This is a genomic window from Collinsella phocaeensis, assembly GCF_900119895.1.
In the GTDB taxonomy this organism is placed as follows: domain Bacteria; phylum Actinomycetota; class Coriobacteriia; order Coriobacteriales; family Coriobacteriaceae; genus Collinsella; species Collinsella phocaeensis.
Map to the genome: position 1 here is coordinate 1,265,094 of NZ_FQLR01000004.1, position 23,376 is coordinate 1,288,469.

The 23,376-nt window shown below is 61.6% G+C and carries 19 protein-coding genes; 7 read left to right on the forward strand and 12 right to left on the reverse strand.

All coding sequences use genetic code 11. The features are described from left to right. Window positions 1-93 precede the first annotated feature (93 nt). The 3 genes from BQ7355_RS07575 to BQ7355_RS07585 form a co-directional block, all read right to left on the reverse strand. Window positions 94-1,062 (reverse strand): flavodoxin family protein, encoded by a 969-nt coding sequence (locus BQ7355_RS07575; protein WP_072415634.1) that lies wholly within the window; start codon window positions 1,060-1,062, stop codon window positions 94-96. Between the two features lie 270 nt (window positions 1,063-1,332). Further along, complete coding sequence (locus BQ7355_RS07580; RefSeq protein WP_072415635.1) at window positions 1,333-2,922, reverse strand: helix-turn-helix domain-containing protein; 1,590 nt, start codon at window positions 2,920-2,922, stop codon at window positions 1,333-1,335. A gap of 432 nt (window positions 2,923-3,354) precedes the next feature. Further along, window positions 3,355-3,603 (reverse strand): acyl carrier protein, encoded by a 249-nt coding sequence (locus BQ7355_RS07585; protein WP_072415636.1) that lies wholly within the window; start codon window positions 3,601-3,603, stop codon window positions 3,355-3,357. A gap of 318 nt (window positions 3,604-3,921) precedes the next feature. On the opposite strand from BQ7355_RS07585, the gene BQ7355_RS07590 reads away from it, so the two are divergent. Further along, complete coding sequence (locus tag BQ7355_RS07590; protein WP_072415637.1) at window positions 3,922-4,347, forward strand: ABC transporter ATPase; 426 nt, start codon at window positions 3,922-3,924, stop codon at window positions 4,345-4,347. A gap of 203 nt (window positions 4,348-4,550) precedes the next feature. On the opposite strand, the gene BQ7355_RS09440 is transcribed toward BQ7355_RS07590, so the two are convergent. Then, window positions 4,551-4,676: a hypothetical protein gene (locus BQ7355_RS09440; protein WP_275886587.1), complete on the reverse strand. Its 126-nt coding sequence runs from the start codon at window positions 4,674-4,676 to the stop codon at window positions 4,551-4,553. A gap of 82 nt (window positions 4,677-4,758) precedes the next feature. On the opposite strand from BQ7355_RS09440, the gene BQ7355_RS09120 reads away from it, so the two are divergent. Then, entirely contained in the window at window positions 4,759-5,874 is a 1,116-nt protein-coding gene (locus BQ7355_RS09120; RefSeq protein ID WP_143761788.1) for a hypothetical protein, read from the forward strand. A 7-nt stretch (window positions 5,875-5,881) separates the two neighbouring features. Next, entirely contained in the window at window positions 5,882-6,277 is a 396-nt protein-coding gene (locus tag BQ7355_RS07595) for a hypothetical protein (protein ID WP_072415638.1), read from the forward strand. Between the two features lie 133 nt (window positions 6,278-6,410). Here the strand turns inward: BQ7355_RS07595 and leuS are convergent, their stop codons facing one another. The 8 genes from leuS to BQ7355_RS07635 all read right to left on the reverse strand — a co-directional run bounded on the left by leuS (window position 6,411) and on the right by BQ7355_RS07635 (window position 18,393). After that, a complete protein-coding gene (gene leuS, locus BQ7355_RS07600; protein WP_072415639.1) occupies window positions 6,411-8,999 on the reverse strand; it encodes a leucine--tRNA ligase in 2,589 nt (862 codons plus the stop codon). A 481-nt stretch (window positions 9,000-9,480) separates the two neighbouring features. Then, window positions 9,481-10,584 carry a hypothetical protein gene (locus BQ7355_RS07605; RefSeq protein ID WP_240307349.1) on the reverse strand — a complete coding sequence of 368 codons (1,104 nt, stop codon included), beginning with the start codon at window positions 10,582-10,584 and terminating at the stop codon, window positions 9,481-9,483. A gap of 224 nt (window positions 10,585-10,808) precedes the next feature. Continuing rightward, complete coding sequence (locus BQ7355_RS07610; protein WP_240307350.1) at window positions 10,809-11,960, reverse strand: LEM-3-like GIY-YIG domain-containing protein; 1,152 nt, start codon at window positions 11,958-11,960, stop codon at window positions 10,809-10,811. A 260-nt stretch (window positions 11,961-12,220) separates the two neighbouring features. Next, window positions 12,221-13,732, reverse strand: coding sequence for an IMP dehydrogenase (locus BQ7355_RS07615; protein WP_072415641.1), 1,512 nt, complete (start codon window positions 13,730-13,732; stop codon window positions 12,221-12,223). Window positions 13,733-13,977: 245 nt separating this feature from the next. Next, window positions 13,978-14,544 (reverse strand): manganese efflux pump MntP, encoded by a 567-nt coding sequence (locus BQ7355_RS07620; RefSeq protein WP_072415642.1) that lies wholly within the window; start codon window positions 14,542-14,544, stop codon window positions 13,978-13,980. An 80-nt stretch (window positions 14,545-14,624) separates the two neighbouring features. Next, window positions 14,625-15,710 carry a PLP-dependent transferase gene (locus tag BQ7355_RS07625; protein ID WP_072415643.1) on the reverse strand — a complete coding sequence of 362 codons (1,086 nt, stop codon included), beginning with the start codon at window positions 15,708-15,710 and terminating at the stop codon, window positions 14,625-14,627. Between the two features lie 234 nt (window positions 15,711-15,944). Then, entirely contained in the window at window positions 15,945-17,705 is a 1,761-nt protein-coding gene (thrS, locus tag BQ7355_RS07630) for a threonine--tRNA ligase (protein WP_072415644.1), read from the reverse strand. A 256-nt stretch (window positions 17,706-17,961) separates the two neighbouring features. Further along, complete coding sequence (locus BQ7355_RS07635) at window positions 17,962-18,393, reverse strand: double zinc ribbon domain-containing protein (protein WP_072415645.1); 432 nt, start codon at window positions 18,391-18,393, stop codon at window positions 17,962-17,964. Window positions 18,394-18,711: 318 nt separating this feature from the next. Here BQ7355_RS07635 and BQ7355_RS07640 point away from each other — a divergent pair, with 318 nt between their 5' ends. The 4 genes from BQ7355_RS07640 to BQ7355_RS07655 all read left to right on the forward strand — a co-directional run bounded on the left by BQ7355_RS07640 (window position 18,712) and on the right by BQ7355_RS07655 (window position 23,212). Then, window positions 18,712-20,154, forward strand: coding sequence for an NAD(P)/FAD-dependent oxidoreductase (locus BQ7355_RS07640; RefSeq protein ID WP_072415646.1), 1,443 nt, complete (start codon window positions 18,712-18,714; stop codon window positions 20,152-20,154). A 1-nt stretch (window position 20,155) separates the two neighbouring features. After that, window positions 20,156-21,553: an NAD(P)/FAD-dependent oxidoreductase gene (locus tag BQ7355_RS07645; RefSeq protein WP_072415647.1), complete on the forward strand. Its 1,398-nt coding sequence runs from the start codon at window positions 20,156-20,158 to the stop codon at window positions 21,551-21,553. Then, a complete protein-coding gene (locus tag BQ7355_RS07650; protein WP_072415648.1) occupies window positions 21,537-21,923 on the forward strand; it encodes a DUF1667 domain-containing protein in 387 nt (128 codons plus the stop codon). Before BQ7355_RS07645 ends, BQ7355_RS07650 begins: the two co-directional genes overlap by 17 nt. Before the next feature lie 194 nt (window positions 21,924-22,117). Beyond that, window positions 22,118-23,212 carry an RlpA-like double-psi beta-barrel domain-containing protein gene (locus BQ7355_RS07655; protein ID WP_072415649.1) on the forward strand — a complete coding sequence of 365 codons (1,095 nt, stop codon included), beginning with the start codon at window positions 22,118-22,120 and terminating at the stop codon, window positions 23,210-23,212. Window positions 23,213-23,376 lie beyond the last annotated feature (164 nt).

Consider the following 23,376-nt stretch of genomic DNA (forward strand, 5'->3'; position numbering starts at 1 on the left):
ATTGCAACTCCCCAGACGGAACCACTTGGGCACGCCCGAAGAGGATGCCGGGTCCCATCTGGAGCCCGGCAGATACGAGCAGCGCTTCGGCGCCTATGCGCGCGGCGGCATCGTGGGGGTGATGAAGTCGCGATAGAAGGCGACGCGGTCCTTGTAAGCCTGCGTCTTCCTCATCTCGGCGAGCCGGCCCTCGTTCTCCTGGATATCCTTGCCGTGGATCTGCTTGCCCGAGATGATGTCGTGCGCCTTGTGCAGGTCCTCGTCCCCGTAGGAGACCTTGACGGCCCCGTCCTCGATAGAGACGGTGCCCTCGAGGCCGCACACGCAGCAGATGGCGCGGTTCTCGCCGGGGACCAGATAGAAATCGTTGCAGTTGCAATGCGGGCAGACACCGGGTTCACCCTGGTAGGAAGCATTGTCGATGTCCTTGGCGGCGTTGGCCAGATTAACGCCGATCTGATGCGCGCGCTCGATGAGCGCGTCCTCCATGAGGGCCGTCTTGGACCACGGCACCCACTCGTTGTCGATGACCTTCCAGCTCGGCGTCATGGCCTGGATCTGGTGCTCGGACTGGACGTGCGTGCCCCAGTCGGAGCCGCCGATGCCGATATAAGAGACGACCTTGGGGCTCATGATGGCGGGGTCGGGAACGACGACGCCCTTCGCCGCATCGCCGCCCTGAGCCAGACGGCCCTGCGCGATCTGGGTGCTGATGAAGTTGTTACCGGTGTCCATGCGCGGCCCGAAGCGGTCCATGACGGTATGGAACAGACCCGAGGCGCCCGTCTCGAAAATGGGATCGACCATGATGACGCCGTCGGCGTTGAACATCTCGAAGGCGAGCCAATCGAAGTCGTCCTTGTGGATGCACATGTTCTTCGTGCCGCTCATGAGCATCTTGACGCACGTGATGCACCCGGTGCAGTGCTTGATATCGAGATCCATCGCACGGATGAACTCGATCTCGCAGCCCTCTTCCTGGCATGCCCTCAGCACCTCTTTGCAGATGCAGTCGTTATTGCCGTTTTTGGTGCCAAACGAGACACCGACGATCTTGGTCATTGCCTGCTCCCTCTCTTGCGGCGATCCAGAACCTGCGACGTCGCGACGGGCGACGCCTGCCCCGAATGGGGAGGTTGTTTCACACAACCCTGGACAAGCTCGCGCTGGAAGCGGAAGGCTAACAAAAAAGTGGACCCCGGTCTCCAAACATTGGCTGCGCATAGCGCTGCCATGACCTTGTCCACTGGTTGGTAGTATGCATCGGACTCAAAAACCCGGTCAACAATCTCCCTGTCAACGGTTGAATCTCGAAGATGAACGGATAAACGCCTAATACAGATCGGATAAACCCGACATGCCTTTCATGACGTGCTCGGTGAACGATATCGCCAGGCGGTCTTCGCCCAGTTTGAGGTCGAGATCGAACAGCTCCCGTATCTTCCCGATCCGGTAGAAATACGTGTTTCGGTGCACGCAGAGCACATCGGCGGATACACCGGGAGCGCCCGGGTAGAAAACCGACACCACCGCGGTATCGAAATAGGAGGTGCCGTGCGCACGGTCGTAGCGGTACATGGCGACGACGCGCTTGTCGAGCATCATGTCCACTTGATCGAACGAGCTGACCGAGTTGGCCATCACGCGGAACCGGTACTGCCAGAACAGCAGGATAGCGCTCTTGCCATCAAGGGCATCAACGGCATCGACAAGGCCCCTCGCCTGCGTGAATCTTATGGGCAGAAGCATGAGCTGAGAGAACGGCTCGGACACGAAGAGCCGCATCCCGTTATGGTCCAGGCATTCGGAAAGTCGGGTGTTCTCAAGCAGGAAGTGCGAGGCGCGATTGTAATCGCTGTACCCGGCGGCATGCTCCCCGTTCCCGATGGGAATCAAGATCACGAACGCATCTCCCGTCATCGTCCAGATGCATCGCGCCGGTATGCAAGACACCAAACTCGGCATAAACGCCCGATAATCGGCGGCAGTGAGGCTCTCGTCGCCCACGCATTGCGCCACGACGTACGTCTCGTCGAGCGGCGCGCTCGTGGTGGCAAGCTGCGCCCGCATCGCCTCTTCGGTAGCCATGCGGTTGCCCAGCATATCGGAAAGCACCGAGGAGCCGGTCCCTGCGCGCTCTCCCGCCTCGCCGGACTGGGCGATAAGGATGCCGACAAGATAGCTGGCAAAATCGATGAGCTCGATATCGACGGCGGTGATGGGCCGTTTTTCCTCGAGCACATCAAGGCGGCCCATCTCGATCGACTTGTAATAGACGATCGACACTGCCCATTTGCTCCCGGTGCGGGCATTATGCGAAAGCGCGGTCCAATGCGTCATTCGAAGACCCTGCAAGACGCCATCCTCGTTGAGCTGGTCGTTCGCCTCCGGCGACACGTAGCCGCGTATCAGGCTCTGGATCACCTCGGGCAGGTCTTCGGGAAAGGAGCCGGCATAGGCGAGAACGCGGCAATCGGTATTGGATATGATTAGGGGATTGCCCAAGATCTCACTTGCATGCTGCGCGAACCTGCCGACGCTCATCGAGTTCTTGAACGCATCGAACAGGCGCGCAGAAAGCGCACCCGTCTCCGCGCACATAGCGGGGATGCGCGAGAAACGACGCTCGAGGGCACCGAAACCATCCTTGAGCGCCACGGCGACCACGCCGCGAGAAGGACGCCTCGTCGCCTGCGTGAGCGACTCCCCAACGTAGACCACGACGATCTCGCTTGGATCGTGGGAGACCTGGCCCAAGTCGCGAGAACCCAGGTTCTCTATGCGTACGGGCAGGACGCCTTCCATGTCGAAGTCGCCGCCAGGGCCATCGAAGGAGGGGACGACCTCGACGTTGACGCTCTCGCCCGCGGCAAAAGCGACATCATCGCAAGACAGTCCCATGATGAGCGTCCCCAGCTTCATATCGTTCCCCTCCTGTTGTGCATTTGCACAATTATTATACGCCGAAGCGCTCTAGCTTTTGAAATTAGAGCCATGGCTAATCCGGTCAGCGGTCCGTACGATGGAACCATAACGCAGGCCACCTGCGAAAACGAACCGACCCGACCTCCTAAGGAGCGTCCACTCTCCAAGGAGGTCGGAGGTATCACTTTCGTAGCGTGGCACAAGCGGTCCTTTAATATGGTCGTCCTTGAAAAGATGCTGGTCTGGTTGCACATGCAACGCATGAGCGCATTCACTTCGGGTTCGCTTGCAGCGGCTTAGCGCATATGCGCGTACCCATGGAGCGTTCGCAACGGAATGCGAGCGAGCGTTGAAGCCTCGGTGCTCACCGCATGGTGGGGATCTCGTGCCGCCGTCTCGCGCGCAGCACATTCCGGCTCCGCTTGACCCCTATTCCTCCATAAGCTCCATCACATAGTCGACGGCGTCTGCAATCGTCTGCTTACGACGGAACTTCATATACGGAATCTCGATGCCGAACCTGTCTTCGAGGCTTGCGACGAGCTGCGAGGTCTGAAGAAGCGTCATGCCCAGCTCATCGAAACGCGTGCACTCCGATATGTCGGAGCCGGCTCTTCCGGACACGCGAGATACGCATGAACGCAGCGCTGCAAAGGTTTCCCTACGCGCCCCAGGCATGGCAACCCCTTTCGTGCAGAGAGCGGAAACACACGGCGACAAGGGTATCGGTGCCGTTCGAGAAGGTACGTGCGCGCAGGCCGCCAATCCGCTCCGTATCCATACTCGAAAGTCTGGTATGAAGACAGCGCTCGAACAATGGAAAGAATTCCAAAGCTCTTGGATGTACGCCGCGCCTTTTTGTGCACAGGTGCAAAAGATTGACGCGGAAGCAACGCAGCGCTCAAACGGTGTGTCGGGTCATTACAATACCCGTGACCTTCATATACACGATTACGGCCACATGCGATACGGCATCGATACGGATTGGAGCGCACCATGGCGGACTGGAACATACGCACGATCGTTCAGGATATCGTTCTGGCCATCGTGATCAACACGAGCGCCACCCTGTTGGCGGGTGCCCCGATCTTGTTTGCATCATGGTATCCCCTCACCTGTGCGGCGTTTGGCACCAACGTGCTCATCCAGCTCCTGGTACCGGTGTCTGCCATCGCCGCCGTGTTGACGCGCCCGCTCGATGCGCGCGCATGCCGCCCATACGTATCGATTTTCCTCGAGAACCTGATGTTCGTGACGTGCATCTCGCTCACGATGGCGTTCATCCAGACGCCTTCAGGCGGCAGCGTCATCAGCGCCTGGTGGGCGACGTATATCCCGCTCATGCTTATCGGTTACGTCACATCCGTGCTCATGTTCACGGCATTGCGTGCACGTGACAAGCGCCATGGGGGCGCTGCGTAGGACCGTTCATCAAGAAGCCGCAACCCGCATGGGCCGAGTACGCCGGTCCGGTGATGCAAGCAGGCCGCACCGGCAGCTCGGCTCGCAACGGGACATAACCTCCGATGCGCCGAGGGCGTCAAGGCGGAACGGAAAACCGAAGGGGGCCGATATGCCATCGGCCCCCTTCGGCGTTTCACATATTCAGTTTGAGTAACGAGACGCTACTTCGCGACGATGTTCACCAGCTTGCCCGGGACGTAGATGACCTTCATCACGTTCTTGCACAGATTCTCCATAATTGCCGTTTGTCGAGCAATTACACCGCTCGCGCCAACTATAGAATGCATAACTATATAAGACGCCCTTTGCTTTTATCCTAACTTGCAACGGCGCGCCAGAACCAAAGCTCGTCAAAGGAATGGAGTCAAAATGCTATCACGTAAAGAGTTTTTAGCTATAGTTGCCTCCATGGTCGCAAGCAACCTGCTACCCAGTAATGCATTCGCAAACGATGATGAACTGACTGTACTATCCCCTGAAAACGCTCAAGCTATTGCCGATAACCTCTTGAGCTGCACTAAGCCCGATTTCACGTGCATCCCCAGTGAGCCAATTAAGTTCTACGACACCTCGGGAAAGGCGCAAGGCTATATTGTCGATTTTTATCGTGCAGACACTCCTTATGGATATGTAGTTATCGATTCACAGACCACAGGTCTAATCTCTTCATACTCATTTTCGAAAAACCGGGTTGGCCCAGCAACTCAATTGCGAGCAAGTCGTAATGCACACCTCAATCAATCCGAAATGTATGTGGTAATGCTGAATCCCCTAGAATTCGGCTTAGTAGGCAATGACGGAGTCATGCGTCTCAACACAAACAGGACTATCTCGCTAAATAACATTCCACAGCCTTCATCGATCCCTTCAAGTTGGGGCGACGTTATGGTCGGAATGGGAGAAGTTTATTCTAATTACACCATCTTAAAAGAAAACTATAGCGGAGAGGTACGAGGCATATCCGAAGCAACAGTCGAAGCATCGACCGGTCGTTACGCATGCGCTGTAACAGCTCTAATGCTGGCATCGGAACTGCACGGCATCTCTAGCATCTACAGCAATCCAAACGACTATCTAAAGCTATGGGAACTGACCGAAACAAAACCGCTCCCTGAAAGCGCACAGACAAAGCCTGGAATAATTCTGGGATCCACTACAAATTCAAAATGCGGACCCGGCTATTCACGATTTACCAAATCTAAAGGAATTACCACTTCTTCATATTATGTCTCGAATGCCCTTTATTCAACGTTCCAATCGCACGTTGATTCCAAGGGATGCTCATTAATTCATGGCAGGCTCGAAAATGGAGGAAACATAGGGCATGTAATGACAGTACAAGGCTATGCAACCATTCGCCAAAATCAAACTGGTAATACCAATCAAATGCTTGTTGTTGCCGATGGATGGTACATGGAGCCCGTATGTCTCAATGTCAAAGCTCAGTATTACTCCTACATCGACGCGACGCTTCTCTATCGGTAGGATTCACATGACCCAAAAAGTCGTTCCCTATACAATGGGTGGACTGGCCCTCATCGCAGTGCTCTCCCTTGGCATCCTCCTGTCCTTCCAGCACAAGCCGAACGGGAGAAATGAAGAGGCGGGGCCCGGGGCCCTCTATTCAGCCGAGGGAACCATACACGAAAAGCGAGATACCCTTGATGGCCATTGCGTTATGAACATCGAGCTTTCGGACGACATCGCGCCCAGTGATGGGCAAGAAGATACGGTGACGGTCGCATTTTCGTACCGCTACGCCGGTTCCGAGGCGCTTAACGAGCTGAAAGCCGGCGACCTGGTCGCATTTACCTACCTTCCGACCCCCAATGATGCTGGAGAGCTCGCAGGGATGAGAGTTTCGCTCAAGGAACCGCCTCAAGTATAAGCAGCATTCATCGCGTTCAGCCCGTCTTCTACCTTCCAAGCCTTCCGCAGGGCCGCGCAACGCAAAGGGAGGTCCGACCTCGCATCGGACCTCCCTTTCAACTCGTACATAGATACCTGCAAAAAACGCTTCGCTACTTCGCGACGATGTTCACCAGCTTGCCCGGGACGTAGATGACCTTCATCACGTTCTTGCCCTCGAGCCACTTGGCGACCGCGGTCCTGGCGGCAGCCTCGACATCCGCCTGATCGGCGCCCGCAGCGACCTCGATACGGGCGCGCACCTTGCCGAGCACCTGGACGGCGATCTCGACGGTGTCCGACGCGGCCTCGGAGAGGTCGAAATCGGGCCAGCTCGCCGTGAAGGCGTTTCCCTCGCAATGCAAGGCGGCATGCCACAGCTCGTCGGCCATGAAGGGGCAGATGGGCGCCATGACGCTCACGATATCCGTCGCCACCTGCGCGGACAACGCGGCATCGAGCTCCTCGCCGGAGTTGAGGTACGCGCTCGCGGCGTTGACGAGCTCCATGATCGCGGAAATTGCGGTGTTGAACTGGCCGCGGTCGAAGTCCTCCGTGCACTTCGCGAGCGTGCGGTGCCGCTCGCGGTACAGCGCGAGCGCGGCCTTTCCGAGAGTCCCCTTGTCAAGCGTTGCCTGCGCATCGCCGGCGAACGCAAGCTGCCACACGATGCGCCACGCGCGCTTGATGAAGCGGTTGGCGCCCTCCACCGCGTTGGGATCCCAGTCGAAGTCCTTCTCCGGCGGGGCGATGAACAGGATCGCCAGGCGCATCGTGTCGGCACCGTAGGGCTCGATGACGGAACTGGGCGGGACGACGTTGCCCTTCGACTTGGACATGGTGTCGCCGTGCTCGTCTTTCACCATGCCCTGGCAGAGCAGGTTGGTGAAGGGCTCGTCGACGTCGAGCAGGCCCATGTCGCGCAGGGCCTTGGTGAAGAAACGGCTGTAGAGCAGGTGCAGGATCGCGTGCTCGATGCCACCGATGTAGTTGTCGACCGGCATCCAGCGGTTGGCCGTCTCGCGAGAGAACGGCAGCTCAGCGTTGTGCGGGTCGGTGTAGCGCAGGTAGTACCAGCTGGAGCACGTGAAGGTGTCCATGGTGTCCGTCTCGCGCCGCGCGGGGGCGCCGCACACCGGGCAGGTGGTCTCGTAGAACTCGCGGCACTCGGCGAGCGTCTCGCCGGCGGTGAGGTCGAGGTTCTCGGGCAGGGTCACGGGCAGCTGGTCCTCCGGCACCGGGACGATCCCGCAGTGCTCGCAATGGATGACCGGGATGGGGTTGCCCCAGTAGCGCTGGCGGGAGATGAGCCAGTCGCGAAGGCGGAACTGCACGGAGCGGCGACCGGTGCCGGCCTCCTCGAGGTCCGCGACGATGGCCGCCTCGCCCTCGGAGTGCTTGCCGCCGCGCATGCCGGTGTACTTGCCGGACTGCACGAGCGTGCCGTCCTGGGCATGCGCCTCGGCCCAGTCGACGGTCTCGGCATGATAGGTATCGATAGAGGCGCCGGAGGCCTCGAGCTCGGCGCGCTCCTCGTCGGTCAGGATGATCGGCACGATCGGCAGGTCGTACTTCTTGGCGAACTCGAAGTCGCGCTGGTCGCCGCACGGGACCGCCATGACGGCGCCGGTGCCGTAATCGGAAACGATGTAGTCCGCGACCCAGACGGGCACCTTCTGCCCGGAAACCGGGTTGAGCACGTAGCGGCCCGTGAACGCACCGTGCTTCTCGAGCGTGCCCTGAGCGCGCTCGACGGCAGAGATGTGCTTGGCGCCCTCGACGACCTCGCGCACGCCCGTCTCGTACTCGGTGCCCTCGACGAGATCCATCAAGCCCTTGTACTCGGGGGCGAGCAGGAAGAAGGTATTGCCGAACAGCGTATCCGCGCGCGTGGTGAAGACGGTGATCTTGCCCTCATCGCCGGGGATGGGCTCGCCCTCGGCATCGCACAGGGTGAAGTCGACCTCGGCGCCCTCGGAGCGGCCGATCCAGTTGGCCTGCATCTGCTTGACGCGCTCGGGCCAGCCGGAAAGCTTATCCAGGTCATCGAGGAGCTCCTGCGCGTACTCGGTGATCTTGATGTACCACTGCTCGAGGTCGCGCTTCTCGACCTCGGAGTCGCAACGCCAGCAGCGACCCTCGGTCACCTGCTCGTTGGCGAGAACGGTCTCGCACTTGGGGCACCAGTTGACCGGATTCTTCTTGCGGTAGACCAGGCCGCGCTCCATGAGCTTCTCGAAGATCCACTGGCCCCAGCGATAGTAATCGGGGCTGCAGGTCTTCACGAGACGGTCGAGGTCATACGAGAACCCCATGCGGCGCATGGTGGCGAGGGCCTGGTCCATGTTCTTGTACGTCCACGCGGCGGACTGCGTGTTGTGCTTGATGGCTGCGTTCTCCGCAGGCAGGCCGAAGGCGTCGAAACCGATGGGATGCAGCACGTCGTAGCCGCGCATACGGGCCTGACGCGCCATCGCGTCGCCGATGGTGTAGTTGCGGGCATGGCCCATGTGCAGGTCGCCGGAAGGATACGGGAACATCTCGAGGACGTATTTCTTGGGCTTGGCGGAATCCGTGTCCACGGCGAAGAGATTCGCCTCGTCCCACGCCTCCATCCACTTGGTCTCGATCGCCTGGGCGTCGTAGGCCGGGATCTCCCCCGCCGTCGCGCTCGCGTGATCGTGCTCGCAGCAATCGCACATGGTTGGCTCCTATCGTTCAAGCGCCGGGGCCGCTCGGGGGCCGCCGCGCCGCGTCGGTAATGTTCAAGAGTTTAACAGGTCTGCAGCAAGCAAAACTGTTCGATCTCGCGCACCGCACGCTACGGCAAGTCCTTGGCAGATCTTTCAAACTCAAACCAAGGAATAATCGACCGCATGCACACCAATCCAACCCGGAATGCTCGCAATATGTGCTGTAAAATCCCCTTGCAGTTAATTGTTGCAGGTTTTATATATTTCGAAGCGCATTTCAAACTTCTTCGACCTGCGCCTTTTATTGATTGCATGGTCGATGTTATTGCTATTGTTTTATATCATTTTACTCTAAGAGATTTTTGCAGCACTAAAGAAGCGCGGCGGCACACAAACGCAGCGCATAATATGAAAGATTCGGGGCATAGCAATGCTCGCGGGCGTGAACGCGACGAGCAGCCGCGCTTGGCGCAGGAAGACCGAACTTTTTTTACATGCGGGCATTCGCCAGATTCGCACATGCATAATCTGCCAACACGGAATCAAACGATCTAACTACGAACTGCAACCACAGCAGTCGCCTCCGCTCTTGCGTCCTGAGAAGCACCTCCCTGCTCTCTGCAGAATCTTTTGCCCCGCGAAGCAAGGGGCGCGAGCGCCTGCCCAGCAATCTCCTCATGCGATCAGCAAGTTTTTCCAAGTACTCAAAACTCATTGCATCATCGGAGGTGATGGTGAAATGGGGCACATCGCGGATTGTGGCCATATCGTTCCTACGCCGAGAATCGAGCATCATCTTTTCCATTCCCGAATGCGTACTTGCCGGGTCGTAATCCACAAACACCATGCGCCGTTCGCCTTTGCGGCTCGTGGAACGTATCGCAATATCGGGATATCGAATCGAGTACCTTGGCTTGCCCCTGCGGTCGCTTCCATCAAATACGCGAACCATCTCGTTGAAGGAAGGGTCACCCAAATCAAAACCCCCGAGCCTCGCGGGCAGACAAAACATCATTCCCAACGCACATTCTTTTGGAGACCTTGCATGATCGCGGACATGCCTTAGAGCCAAACGCGCCCGTTTGGCCCCCTTGAGGCCATCAGATCTATCCAAGTACCTCGCTATCGAGTTTTGGCTTGCGATTGCGTGACCACCTTCCGAACGGAACACGACGCCGCCCAGCGCAAAGGAATCAAACCGAAAGTCCGAGCAGACGCACATGCCAAAATAAATCGCCGCCAGCGTATCAACCGCCTGGCAGATCTGTAAAAAGGCGAGCTCCGGGCAGCATACCAGCATCTCTGCACCGTGGACACGGCATGCTATGGGAATCAGACTGCCGGGCGGAATGTCCTGACTGCAACGATGCGGGCGAACCGCAGAACTTCGGCGGAGCGCGCCGTCGCCGATAACCAAAAAGTCAAGAGGACCCTCCAGTCCAATAGTCCACCGCAGCTCTTCCACCACCTGGGAATCTGGAGCATCGGACGATGCCGGGACATCAAGATACGGCGCATTGTTGCCCACACGTGGATCTCGGTGACTCAATAGCCAGTGAAGCGCAGAAAAATGAGAAAGCACATAGGTTTTCATCCGACCATCCCCCCCCATTGCCCGTGGATGATGTTCATTGTTTCCCAGTGATGCTGCAAAATTCCCTTGAAATAAAAGCAATGTTGCGAGGGTGCAATCCAACGATGCTGCATCCAGTTGCGACCTGCGGAAAGAATACAATTGACCCGTCTTAGATATGTCACCATCGTTCTGTACATTTACTGCAAGGGATTTTTGCAACAAGTCGTATTAGGGCAAGGAAACTACAAGCAACCCCAGCGCGCAGCCAATTCATGGAAATAGTGATACGCAAGCCCATTCGCCACATACGTCCTAATCCACGATCCATTATCGAAGTGGTCGTCCCTAAACTGATAACCTAAAATCGAAACTAGCTGGTGGTCGCTCAGGTTCGAAAGCTCCTTCTTGGATGCCTTTCTGAGCGCTATATCATCTTTTCCTATCGATTGATATACAACCCCGTAGTCAACGGGGACAAATCCTCCTCGGTAGGCCAAATCCAGCAAACCATTCAAGCTGTTTTCAAGGCCGTAGGGATCATCCTGCTGTGGGTCATAGAAGCTGAAGCTTGAGCACCACTCTCTCTTCTCCCCTGTCAACTCGATATCCTCGAGCACCCTGTGGATCTCCACGAGCGCCTTACGTGAATAAGCGGCCTTCACATAGCGGATGGGATTTGCGCTCCCCGGCGCGTACAACCCCGAGACGCCCTTTCCGACATAGCGATCTCTAATACACTGATCGGCAACGCGCCCCACGAACTCCATGCGATGAGCCGACTCGGCTTGACTGACCGAGCGAGCCGCACACATGCCCGAACCCGCCGGCAACCATGCCGCGATTTCATAGGCTTCAAGAACCATACCGTCATAGACCGCCAGAGCAAGATGGATTCCCTCAATCTTACTTTTGTCCACACGCCAAAACCCTCGTGTTACCTCATACAACTCAAAATCGGACATTCCGTTTCGATAGAGCTGGTTGACCTTGACCAAGACCGTATCTTCGAGAAAATCCGACTCGGTCAATTCGCCGTGATCGAACCTCGCGTCGAGCTCCGATACCTCTATCCGCCCATATAGGCTCGATTCATGACCCGCCTGCTTGTTCGTCAGATTCTTCAGTCCGAGTAAGTCAATTGCCGCCGCCTCGACTTTATATGCGGCCTTCTCATCAAGGCCGAAAGCCAAAATCTCGATGAGAGGTTGCCTGCCACGCGCTTGTATCTCGGCAATCTTGCGTGCCTTATCGCTTTCGGAACCGTCGTGCAAATGAGCGAATGCCCTATTGCCCTTTCCTTTGCCAACATAAAAAGGAACTTTAGTCACGGGATCAGAATATATATAGACGTAATACCCAAGCGCTTCGATTGTTTTTGGAGAAAACTTATCCACTCTTAACTCGATTCATTCGAAAAGCGGCGACCATGACCAGCGAACTACGGCAAGCGATTGTAGATAGCAGCAAACGAGCAACGGGGCAATGGCAGGCAGCTTTGAAACGCAGGCTACACCCACGTCAATTTGGCAGAACGCCGTCAAACCAGCTTCACATTAAATACTGACAAATCCTTCGTACCCAAAATAGCAGAAGGCTCGCATGAGGGCGCACGCGAGCCTTCTGAGCATTAGCCTGTAGGATGATTTGGAACCGTTTAGTTGTAGCTCACCGTCTGCTGCGAGTCCTTGACGACGACGTCGTGCGCGCCGCCCTCGACGATCGAGGTGGCGGAGACGAGCGTGAGGCGCGCCTTGTCCTGCAGCTCCTTGATGGAGAGCGCGCCGCAGTTGCACATCGTGGACTTCACCTTGTACAGCGTGCCGTTGACTCCGTCCTTAAGCGAACCGGCGTACGGGACGTAGGAGTCGACGCCCTCGACGAAGGAGAGCTTCGCGGCGCCACCGAGGTCGTAGCGCTGCCAGTTGCGGGCGCGGGCGGAACCCTCGCCCCAGTACTCCTTCATGTACTGGCCGTTGACGTTCACGCGGCTGGTCGGGCTCTCGTCGAAGCGGGCGAAGTAGCGGCCGAGCATCATGAAGTCGGCACCCATGGCGAGGGCAAGCGTCATGTGGTAGTCGTACACGATGCCGCCGTCGGAGCACACGGGGACGTAGACGCCGGTCTCCTCGAAGTACTCGTCGCGGGCACGGCAGACGTCGATCAGCGCGGTCGCCTGGCCGCGACCGATGCCCTTGGTCTCGCGGGTGATGCAGATGGAGCCGCCGCCGATACCGACCTTGATGAAGTCGGCGCCGCAGTCGGCCAGGAAGCGGAAGCCCTCCGCGTCGACGACGTTGCCCGCGCCGACCTTGACGGAATCGCCGTAGTTGGCGCGAATCCACTCGATGGTGCGCTTCTGCCACTCGGAGAAACCCTCGGAGGAATCGATGCAGAGCACGTCGGCGCCCGCCTCGATGAGCAGCGGCACGCGCTCGGCGTAGTCGCGCGTGTTGATGCCCGCGCCGACCATATAGCGCTTATTGGCGTCGAGGAGCTCGTTCGGGTTGGTCTTGTGGGAGTCGTAGTCCTTGCGGAAGACGATGCCGATCAGGTGGTCGTTGTCGTCGACGACCGGGAGCGCGTTGAGCTTGTTGTCCCAGATGACGTCGTTGGCGGCCTTGAGGGTGATGTCCTTGTCGCCGACGATGAGCTGCTCGCGCGGGGTCATGAACTCGGAGACCTTCTTGGAGTGGTCGTCGCGGCTCGGGCGGTAGTCACGGCTGGTGACGATGCCGAGCAGCTTGCCGCGCGGGGTGCCGTCGTCGGTGACGGGCATGGTGGAGTGGCCGGTGCGGTCCTTGAGCTCGATGACCTGCTCCATCGTCATGTCCGGGGTGAGGGTCGAATCGGACTCGACGAAACCGGCCTTGTGGTCCTTGACGGCCTTCACCATGGCTGCCTCGGATTCCGGGGTCTGAGAGCCGTAGATGAACGCCATGCCGCCCTCGGTGGCGAGGGCGGTGCCCATGTTCACGCCGGAGACGGACTGCATGATCGCGGAGACCATCGGGATGTTGAGGGAGATGGCAGGCTCCTCGCCGCGCTTGAAGCGAACGAGCGGCGTCTTCAGCGACACGTTGGCCGGGATGCACTCCGAGGAGGAGTAGCCCGGGACGAGCAGGTACTCGGAAAACGTATGGGACTCACCTGGGAAGAACGTTGCCATGATGCTCCTTCTACTCATTGCTACCGGCGGGACGACCGCCTTTGGCGCCCGTTAATGTTGACCTATTCTAGCGCACAATCGCTGGTATCGGGCCAAATGAACGAACTCGATACAGGTCACGGGAGATAAAGGGGAATCCACTGCAACGTCGCAGGGAGAACTTTATCCTATTGCAGCGGAAGCGGGCGCTGGGGCCGTAACGGCCGCCGGGACGGGCGGTATGCCGCACGCCTGGGGGAATTGCGTTACGAGAGGAACGCCTTGAGGCCGATACCGATGAGCACGATCCCGCCGGCGATCTGGGCATGCGAGCCGAAGCGCTCACCGAGGCGGCGACCGACGAGCAGGGCGAGCATGCAGCAGACGAACGTCGTGACGCCGATCGAGGCGCCGTACACGACGATGTCCGCACCCTCGGCAGCCAGGGAGATGCCGACGATGAAGGCATCGATCGAGGTCGCCACGGATTCCACCATGATCGTCCCGAACGTGAGCCGGCTCGCCGGGCACGCCTCGGGTTCGCGCAGCTCGTGAAGGGCCTCGACGATCATCTTGCCGCCGACGATGCCCAAGATCACAAGGGAGACGATGCCCGCGTAGGCCTCGATCAGGGGCGCGATGAGCGTTCCGCCGAAATACCCGGCGATCGGCATCCCCATCTGGAACAGCGCGAAGAGAATCGGCATGGCGAACTTGCGGGAGGGCGGCATGTCGGGTTCGCAAAGGGAGTTGGACAGCGTGACCGCCATCGCGTCCATCGCAAGGGCGACGCCAAGGGCCACGCTCTCGATGAAGACCGTGGTATCGAGCATCTGATGAGACCTCCGTATTGTCCGCTGTAGAAGAGCATCGGAGACGCGACGTGAAGACCGGCGCCGCGCACCCGAGGCGATCAGGATGGGGCTCGACGCAGGCAGCCGTCCAGGCCGTCGATGACCCCAAGGGCGTCATCGGAGCACACATCGAGGATGATGCGAGGGACCCCGCCGGGGCCCTCGGCAAGGTCCACGGACAGCTCGTGCGGGCCGAACCGATGGCGAAGGGCGGCACGGAGACTCTCCACCTCGGCAGCCTCGCGGGACCGCTCCCCGCCGAGCAGCGTGAACGACACGCGCGTACCGAAGCCGTGTATCAGCACATTCGCGGCATGGCCGCGATCGGGATGCGAAGAGAGGCCCGGATAGCTCACCCTGCCGACACGGGGATGGCACGCAAGGTACTCGGCGACCGCACGGGCGGCGTCCATACGGGGTTGCAGGACGTCGAGGAGAACGGGAAGCGACGATGCGGCATGCAGCAGCAGGTCTTCGGGCAGGCGACGGGAGCTCGGCACGACCCCGCCGGGTTCGCCCAGGGACCGCGCGAGCATGCGGTAGGCGTCCTCCGCCGCAGGGTCGGCCACCTGGTGCCGGCCGCGGCGGGCGACCGAGCGCCCCACCGATACGACAAGGCAGCCCGGGCAGCCGAGTGGCGACAGATCCTCGACCGCAACATGCGCACCGAGCTCCAGCGGCCGGCAGCACGCGACCGTGGGGACGGAGTTGCCCACGATCAGCGTGGCCCCGGCCATGCGAGCGGCGCGACCGAGCGCGCGCACGTCGGCCACGCGCAGGACGGGACCGCAGAGCATGTCGACATACCAGAACGTCCTGCCCGGGCAGGCCCCCGCGGCGTAGGCATACGACGCGCGGGCGAACGGCTCGGCCGCATCCGAGGCCGCCGGGCCGTCGACGGCCGCGGCCCCCGCGGCGATGAACGCATCGGGGGTCGGGTCGGCGATGAGCGAAAGCCCGTGCCACCCGAGATGCCGTTCAAAGGCATCGGGGTCGCCCGCGCACGCGACGAGGCGGTCGCCCGCACCCATGAGGCCGAGTTTCGCGATGAGCTCAGCCGACGATGCGGCGCGCGAAACCCACGCGCAGCGTGCGGACGCGGCCTGCGCGTACGCCCCCTCGAAACCAGCATTATCGGATGCCATGAAGCCCCCTCGTCAACGACCCAACCGCATCAGTATACCGTGAACCCCTTGGATGTCTGCAGCGAGGCAGAGACCATGTCCCACATCGCACGCCCCGAAGGAGACGGTGCGCCCCGCGCCCGCGACCCTCGACGCACGCAGCGTCTCCACCAGACATGAAAACCGGTCGCCGCATACACGCGACGACCGGCAATATCAACGCTTCGACTCTCGCTGGTGCGCAGGGCCCAATGACTACGCGCGCGTGCGGGTCTCCTCGACGACCTGCGCGATAAACGCATCGAGATCCATGGGCACGGTCTCGTTGGAGCGGTCGCGGACGGAAACGTTGCCGGCCTCGGCCTCCTTCTCGCCCAGGATGAGCATATAGGGAACGCGGTCGGTGCCGCGGGCCTCGCGGATCTTGTAGCCGATCTTCTCGTCACGGTTGTCGCACGCGGCACGGATACCGGCGGCCTCGAGCTTCGCGGTGACCTCGTTGGCGTATGCGCGGCTCTTCTCGGACACGGGAAGGACCTTGACCTGCATGGGCGCGAGCCACACCGGGAACTTGCCGGCGAAGTGCTCGATCAGGATGCCGATGAAGCGCTCGATGGAGCCGAAGCACACGCGGTGCAGCATGATGGGGCGCTTCTTCTCGCCGTCGGCGTCCACGTAGGTGAGGTCGAAGTTCTGCGGCATCTGGAAGTCGAGCTGCACGGTACCGCACTGCCAGGTGCGGCCGAGCGAGTCCTCCAGATGGAAGTCGATCTTAGGGCCGTAGAAGGCGCCGTCGCCCTCGTTGACCACGTAATCCATCCCCAGCTGCTCGAGGGCCGTCTTGAGGCCCTCCTCGGCTGCGGCCCAATCCTCATCGGAACCCATGGAATCATCGGGACGCGTGGAGAGCTCGAGATGGTAGGTGAAGCCGAACTTGTCGTAGACGGAGGTGATGAGGTTCACCACGCCGACGATCTCGTCGGTGAGCTGCTCGGGCGTGACGAACAGGTGCGCGTCGTCCTGATTGAAGCAGCGGACGCGGAACAGGCCGTGCAGGGCTCCCTTGAGCTCATGACGGTGCACCAGGCCGATCTCGCCGGCACGGATGGGCAGCTCGCGATAGCTGTGCGGCTTGGAGCTGTACACCAGCACGCCGCCGGGGCAGTTCATCGGCTTGATACAGTACTCCTCGTCGTCGATCATGGTGGAGTACATGTTGTCCTTGTAGTGGTCCCAGTGGCCCGAAGTCATCCACAGCTGCTTGTTCATGATCTGCGGCGTGGAGATCTCGACGTAGCCGGCAGCATGATGGATCTCGCGCCAGTATTCGAGCAGGGTGTTCTTGAGGATCATGCCGTTGGGCAGGAAGAACGGGAAGCCGGGGGCCTCGTCGCGCATCATGAACAGGTCCATCTCGCGGCCGATGCGACGGTGGTCGCGCTTCTTGGCCTCTTCGAGCATGGTGAGGTGCGCCTCGAGCTCGTCCTTGGTGGCGAACGCGGTACCGTTCACGCGCGTGAGCATCTTGTTGGAGGCGTCCGCCTTCCAGTAAGCTCCGGAGACGCCCGTGAGCTTGAAGGCCTTGAGCGCCTTGGTGTAGGTAAGGTGCGGGCCGACGCACATGTCGATGTAGTCGCCCTGCTGGTAGAAGGTGATGCGGGCGTCCTCGGCAAGGTCGCCGATGTGCTCGACCTTGTACTTCTCGCCGCGCTCCTCCATGAGCGCGACGGCCTGATCGCGGGGAAGCTCGAAGACCTGGAACTTCAGGTTCTCCTTGACGATCTTCTTCATCTCGGCCTCGATGGCGGGCAGATCGTCCTCGGAGATCTTCTTATCGCCCAGGTCGACATCGTAGTAGAAGCCGTTGTCGGTAGCCGGCCCGTACGCGAAGTCCGCCTCCGGATAGAGACGCTTGATGGCCTGGGCCATGATATGCGCAGCGGAGTGGCGGATGACGCGCAGGGCCTCGTCGCCCTCGACCTCGGCCACGGAGCCGTCGTTGTAGAGTGCCTTCATATGAATGCCTTCCTTATATGGTGCAGTACCTGATTTGGTGTCTAAGTGTACCCGTTTTCACCTGGGGCCGCGCTTCCAATCGAGGATGCAGGCATCCTGCAGAATTCCAACCGGATACGCGGACGCGGTGCGCACGGGAAGAACGGGTACGCGGGCAGCGAACCCGTTCGAAAACGCACCCGCCACCGGTTACGGTGGCGGGTGCGGGCCGACGCGCCTCTCTGCGCCCCATGCTGCGCACGGGACGGGGCCGCGCCTACTGGATGTGAGTTCGGCAGTACGGACACACCTTCCAGTGCGCGTCAAGCGGACGATGGCAGCTCGGGCACACGTTGCGGACCTGCGTGTTGCACACGGGGCAGACCACGAAATCCTTCTCGATGGGACCGCCGCACTGCGGGCAGGTCCCGTACTGGGCGAGCTGGCGCTCGCGCAGGGCGATGTCCAGCTCCTGCTCCTCGCGGTCGGCGAGGTAGGAATTGGGACGGAGGGCAAGATAGGCGATCAGGCCGACGAACGGGATGAGGGCGATAAGTCCCCAGCCCCAATAGGCGGAGACCCCGCGGCGCTTCGCGTCGATGAAGACGTAGACCACGGAGAGCACATACAGCGCGGCGAAGAAGCCGGCGAACGCGTACAGCGCGATCATGAGCTGAGGCGACATGAGTTCCTGGATGTACTGAGCCATGGACTTGATCACCCTTCAATCGTGGATGGATATGCTGCTTAACCGTTGCATTGTAACCCGCATGCGGGGAATTCGTCCATCGTGCAGGAGAAATGCAGTCTACCGTCGCATTCCCGAACCGATGCCGCGCCCGGATGGGGCGCACCGCAGGCGCATGGAGAGCCGTCTGGACGCACCCTCCTCAGCACATGCCCACCCGATCGGCCCATGGCCGCCCGACCGTTCGCGGACGCTTGTTGACACTTCGTCTACTCGATTGGCCGCAGCGCCCGGCCGAGCATAGGATAGGGACGTGAGCATTCGAGACGGGAGGCACACGTGGACAGATACGACATCGTGATCGTCGGAGGCGGCATCGTCGGCTGCGCGATCGCCCGTCAGCTCGCGCGCTACGACCTCGCCATCGCGGTGGTTGAAGCCGCGAACGACATCGCATGCGGATCCACCAAGGCGAACGGCGGCCTCGTCCATGCGGGATACGACCCTGCGCCGGGAACGTGCAAGGCACGGGTCAACGCGCGTGGATGCGAGCTGTACGGCAGGTGGTCCGAGGAGCTCGGCTTCGCGTTCAGGCGCTGCGGCTCCATGGTCCTCGCCTTCAGCGACGGGGACCGCGCGCAGCTCGAGCGCCTGCGCGTCCAAGGAGAGCGCAACGGGGTCCAGGGGCTTGAGCTCATAGGGCCCGACGTCATCCGGGAACATGAGCCGCGGGCGAGCGCCGAGGCGACGTCCGCCCTATGGTGCCCTTCCACCGGCTACGTCGACCCCTTCGAGGTGGCGATCGCCGCAGCGGAGAACGCCGCCGCCAACGGCGTCGCGTTCATGCGCGAGGCGCCGGTGCGCGCGATCGAGCGCACCGGCGACGGGGGATTCCGCATCGTCACCGACCGGGCGGCGATGGAGGGACGCGTCCTGATCAACGCGGCAGGCAACGAATGCGCGGACATCTCCCGCATGGCGGGCGGCGAGACGATGGAGATGGCCTGGCGCCAGGGCAACATCGTCGTGCTCGACCATGAGGCGCGCCCCCTCATGCCGCTCTACCCCACGCCCACGCCCGTATCGAAAGGCGTCATCGTTACCGGGACGGTGCACGGCAACACCGTCATCACCGCGACCGCCCATGAGCGCGCCGCGGGCGACACAGAGACCTACGCCGACGATATCGAGGCGCTGCTCGCCGGGGCGCGCAAGCTCGTCCCCGACCTCGACTGCCGGCGCGTCGTGCGCGCGTTCGCCGGCGGGCGCGCCGTGATCCGCGGCCTCAACGACTTCATGATCCGGCGCTCGTCCTGCCGCCCCGGGCTCATCCAGGCAGCGGGCATCCAATCGCCCGGCGTCGCGAGCGCGCCGGCGATCGCCGAGCGCGTCGAGGAGCTCGTGCGCGAGGAGGGCCTCGCGCTCGCGCCGCGCGCAGACTGGGACCCGCATCGCTGCGCCCCGACCGACTTCGACACCGCCTCCCTTGAACAGCAGCAGGCGCTCATAGAGCTCGATCCCGCCTGGGGCCGCATCGTCTGTCGCTGCGAGACCGTACCCGAAGCCGAGATCGTCGAGGCCATACGCCGCGATCCGGGGGCGGTGTCCGTCGAAGGCGTCAAGCGCCGGTGCCGCGCGGGCATGGGACGCTGCCAGAGCGGTTTCTGCCAGAGCAAGGTCGTCCGGATCCTCGCGCGAGAGCTCGAATGCGATCCCTGGGATGTCCCGCTCGAGGACGCGGGCTCCCCCATCGTGTACGGACCCGTCAAGGAGGGGCGCTGAGATGACTGAACAAGCCGTTCTGCACACGTCGGCCACAGGAGGAGCCGTCGAGGAGCAGGTCCCCTCCATGGAATGCGACGTCGCCGTCATCGGTGGCGGGCCGGCCGGCATGGGCGCGGCGCTCGCCGCGGAACGCGCCGGGTCACAGGTGCTGCTCATCGAGCGCAACGAGCACCTCGGCGGCATACTGCGACAATGTATCCACCCCGGCTTCGGACTCTCCCACTTCAAAGAGGAGCTGACCGGCCCCGAATACGCCCAGCGCTTCATCGACCAGGTGAAGCGGACCGATATCGAGGTCTTGACGGAATCCATGGTCATCGCGATCGACCGCGAGCCCGATGAAGCCCCGGGGCACCTGCTCACCATCATGAGTCCAGACGGCATGCGCCGCGTCCGCTGCGGATCCGTCGTCCTCGCCATGGGGTGCCGCGAGCGCACGCGCTCCGAGATCAAGATTCCCGGCTCCCGACCGGCAGGAGTCTTCACGGCCGGACTCGCCCAGAGGTACCTCAACATCGAGAACCTCGCTCCCGGGCACCGCGCCGTGATCCTGGGCTCGGGTGACATCGGCCTCATCATGGCCCGGCGGCTCTCGCTCGAAGGGTGCGAGGTCGAAGGCGTCTATGAGCTCATGCCCTATGCCAACGGACTCGCCCGCAACGTGAAGAACTGCCTGGAGGACTTCGGGATACCCCTGCACCTCTCCTGCACCGTGACCCGCATCATCGGGCGCGGCCGGCTCGAAGCGGTGGAGATATCCCAGGTCGACGACGCCCTCAAGCCCATTTCCGGAACGGAGCGCACGGTTCCGTGCGACATGCTCCTGCTCTCCGTGGGGCTCATACCTGAAAACGAGCTCGCGTGCGCGGCGGGCGTGCAGCTCGACCCGAGAACGCGCGGCGCGGCGGTGGACGACCGCCTCATGACCACGGTTCCCGGCGTCTTCTCCTGCGGCAACGTCCTGCACGTGCACGACCTGGCGGACAACGTGACGGCCGAGGCCGAGCGGGCGGGAGCCGCGGCGGCGGCGTGGGCGGCCGAACGGCAGCGCGCGCGACAAGGGGGGCCGGGATGCGCATCCGAACCGGATGCCGACCTCGAGCAGGTGCCCCTCGAGGTGCGCCCCTCCGGCCTCGCGGGATACGTCGTCCCTGCACGGATCTCCGACCGGTCGGGCTGCCGTTTGTTCTTCAGGGTTCGCAAGCCCGTAGAACGCGGCAGGATACGCATCACGAGCGGTGATGTGACGCTGTTCGAGGGCAAGCCGCGCCCGTTCAAGCCGAGCTGCATGGAATCGGCGCCCGTGACCGGCCGCATGCTCGCCGAGGCGCACGGCGAAGTGACCTTGAGCATCGAGGAGATTACCGGAGGGCCCTGCGATGACCAGATACGTTGAGACCTTTTCGTGCACGACCTGCCCCTCTGAATGCAGTCTGTCCGTGACGGCGGACCGCGCCGGCTCGGGCGAACCGTGCGTTCTGAACGTGACGGGAAACCGATGCGCGCGCGGCGAGGCGTTCGCACGGCAGGAAATCGTGCGACCCGTCCGCGTATTGACCACGACCGTGCTCGTGAACGGCGGAGACGAGCGACTCCTTCCCGTGCGCACCGCCGCCCCCATCCCCCGCGACCTGAGCGTCGAGGCCATGCGCGCACTTCGCTCCGTCGTCGTAGACGCACCGATACGCATGGGCGATGTGGTGCTCGCCGATGTCCTGGGGACCGGGGTCGACGTCATCGCGTCGATGGATATCGACCGCGCCTAGGCCGGCGCGCCGACCGCGCAGCGCACCCGCGGCCTCCCGCGCGGTCGGCTGCATCGACAGGGCACTCCCCTCTTGACGAAGCCCCGCGAGTCGAATCGGCATCCGCACGCTGATGGAGAAACATTCAAGTTCAACCTGAACCTGAGCAGCTTGGAATATACTGGAGCGGAACATCCGATTCCGAGGCGGTATCCATGCACACACAGAACCGTAAGCAGCGGCCATCGTTCCGGCGCGGCGCCGACATCGCCATCATGGCAGGGCTTTCGCTCGCCCTTATCACCGGCTCCGCCCCGACGGCATATGCTGCCACGGCAACGACGGAGCTCGACCGTCTCGCTTCGCGGGTGGAGTCCGCCACGGCAACGTATAGGGATGCCAGCGCGCAGGCCGCGGAACTCCAACAGCAGATCGACGCCATGGCCGACGAGATCTTGACCCTTGAGCAGGAGACCCTCCCCGCTCAACGCGCCGCGGCATCGCAGGCGGCAAGCAACCTCTACAAGATGCGCAGCGGATCGGCGAACATCGTGTCCATGCTTCTCGGGGCGGAATCCTTTGGCGACTTCATCACGCTCACCAAGTACCTGGGAACGGTGGAGCAGGATAACATCGATGCGCTCGAGGACCTCAACGACATGCAGTCGAAGATGGAGCAGCAGCTGAAGGCCCTCTCCGAAGCCAAAGACGAAGCGACGGCCCATCAGGCCACCGCAGCCGCCGCACTCGACGATGCGCGCACCGCTCATGCGGCGATGGCCGAACACATATCGGCGAGCGAGTCGAGCGAGGAGGACCGCGCAAAGGTCGAGGCGGCTCAAGATTCCATCGACCAGGCCGTATCCGAGTCTCCTGCCCCCGAAAGCCCCGCCGCCCCTCCCGCCGCCGAATCGACGCCCGACGACGACGCGGACCAGAACGAACAGATTCCATCGCAACCAGAACCGGATAGCGGCGCTACCGATAATAGCGGTGGCAACCAGGGCGGAGATACGGACAGCGGCTGGCTTTCCGGCGTCGCTTCCTATTACGGCATCGGCGACGGGTTCATGGGCGGCACGACCGCCAGCGGCGAGATCGTCACCGAGACGTCCATGGGCATCGCCATGCTGAACGTACCGTTCGGGACGCGCGTCGAAATACGGTACGGTGGGCGATCGGTCGTCGCATACGTCAATGACCGCGGACCCTACGTGCACGGGCGCGTCATCGACATGCAGCCCGCCGTCGCCCGGGCGCTCGGATTCATCAGCGTGGGCGTCGGAACCGTGCAGTACCGCTTTTTGTAATACGGGCGAGAGTCGTCAGCGGCCCGGGCGCTCGACTATCGCCCATGCGAAGGGAGCCGGCACGCGCTGCCGGCTCCCTTCATATGCAGGACGGATGTCGGCGGCGAGCCGATGGCGAACTCCGCATGCGCCGCCGCTCCGCGAAGGCTGCCGCCCTCCCCTAA

What these genes read in the sequence shown, in the direction of transcription:
- BQ7355_RS07625 (WP_072415643.1), bottom strand. Translation starts at nt 15,710, where the DNA reads ATGGCATCCGATAATGCTGGTTTCGAGGGGGCGTACGCGCAGGCCGCG.
- BQ7355_RS07645 (WP_072415647.1), top strand. Translation starts at nt 20,156, where the DNA reads ATGACTGAACAAGCCGTTCTGCACACGTCGGCCACAGGAGGAGCCGTC.
- BQ7355_RS09120 (WP_143761788.1), top strand. Translation starts at nt 4,759, where the DNA reads ATGCTATCACGTAAAGAGTTTTTAGCTATAGTTGCCTCCATGGTCGCA.
- BQ7355_RS07620 (WP_072415642.1), bottom strand. Translation starts at nt 14,544, where the DNA reads ATGCTCGATACCACGGTCTTCATCGAGAGCGTGGCCCTTGGCGTCGCC.
- BQ7355_RS07575 (WP_072415634.1), bottom strand. Translation starts at nt 1,062, where the DNA reads ATGACCAAGATCGTCGGTGTCTCGTTTGGCACCAAAAACGGCAATAAC.
- BQ7355_RS07650 (WP_072415648.1), top strand. Translation starts at nt 21,537, where the DNA reads ATGACCAGATACGTTGAGACCTTTTCGTGCACGACCTGCCCCTCTGAA.
- leuS (WP_072415639.1), bottom strand. Translation starts at nt 8,999, where the DNA reads ATGTGCGATTGCTGCGAGCACGATCACGCGAGCGCGACGGCGGGGGAG.
- BQ7355_RS07585 (WP_072415636.1), bottom strand. Translation starts at nt 3,603, where the DNA reads ATGCCTGGGGCGCGTAGGGAAACCTTTGCAGCGCTGCGTTCATGCGTA.
- BQ7355_RS09440 (WP_275886587.1), bottom strand. Translation starts at nt 4,676, where the DNA reads ATGCATTCTATAGTTGGCGCGAGCGGTGTAATTGCTCGACAAACGGCA.
- BQ7355_RS07655 (WP_072415649.1), top strand. Translation starts at nt 22,118, where the DNA reads ATGCACACACAGAACCGTAAGCAGCGGCCATCGTTCCGGCGCGGCGCC.
- thrS (WP_072415644.1), bottom strand. Translation starts at nt 17,705, where the DNA reads ATGAAGGCACTCTACAACGACGGCTCCGTGGCCGAGGTCGAGGGCGAC.
- BQ7355_RS07615 (WP_072415641.1), bottom strand. Translation starts at nt 13,732, where the DNA reads ATGGCAACGTTCTTCCCAGGTGAGTCCCATACGTTTTCCGAGTACCTG.
- BQ7355_RS07595 (WP_072415638.1), top strand. Translation starts at nt 5,882, where the DNA reads ATGACCCAAAAAGTCGTTCCCTATACAATGGGTGGACTGGCCCTCATC.
- BQ7355_RS07605 (WP_240307349.1), bottom strand. Translation starts at nt 10,584, where the DNA reads ATGAAAACCTATGTGCTTTCTCATTTTTCTGCGCTTCACTGGCTATTG.
- BQ7355_RS07635 (WP_072415645.1), bottom strand. Translation starts at nt 18,393, where the DNA reads ATGGCTCAGTACATCCAGGAACTCATGTCGCCTCAGCTCATGATCGCG.
- BQ7355_RS07580 (WP_072415635.1), bottom strand. Translation starts at nt 2,922, where the DNA reads ATGAAGCTGGGGACGCTCATCATGGGACTGTCTTGCGATGATGTCGCT.
- BQ7355_RS07590 (WP_072415637.1), top strand. Translation starts at nt 3,922, where the DNA reads ATGGCGGACTGGAACATACGCACGATCGTTCAGGATATCGTTCTGGCC.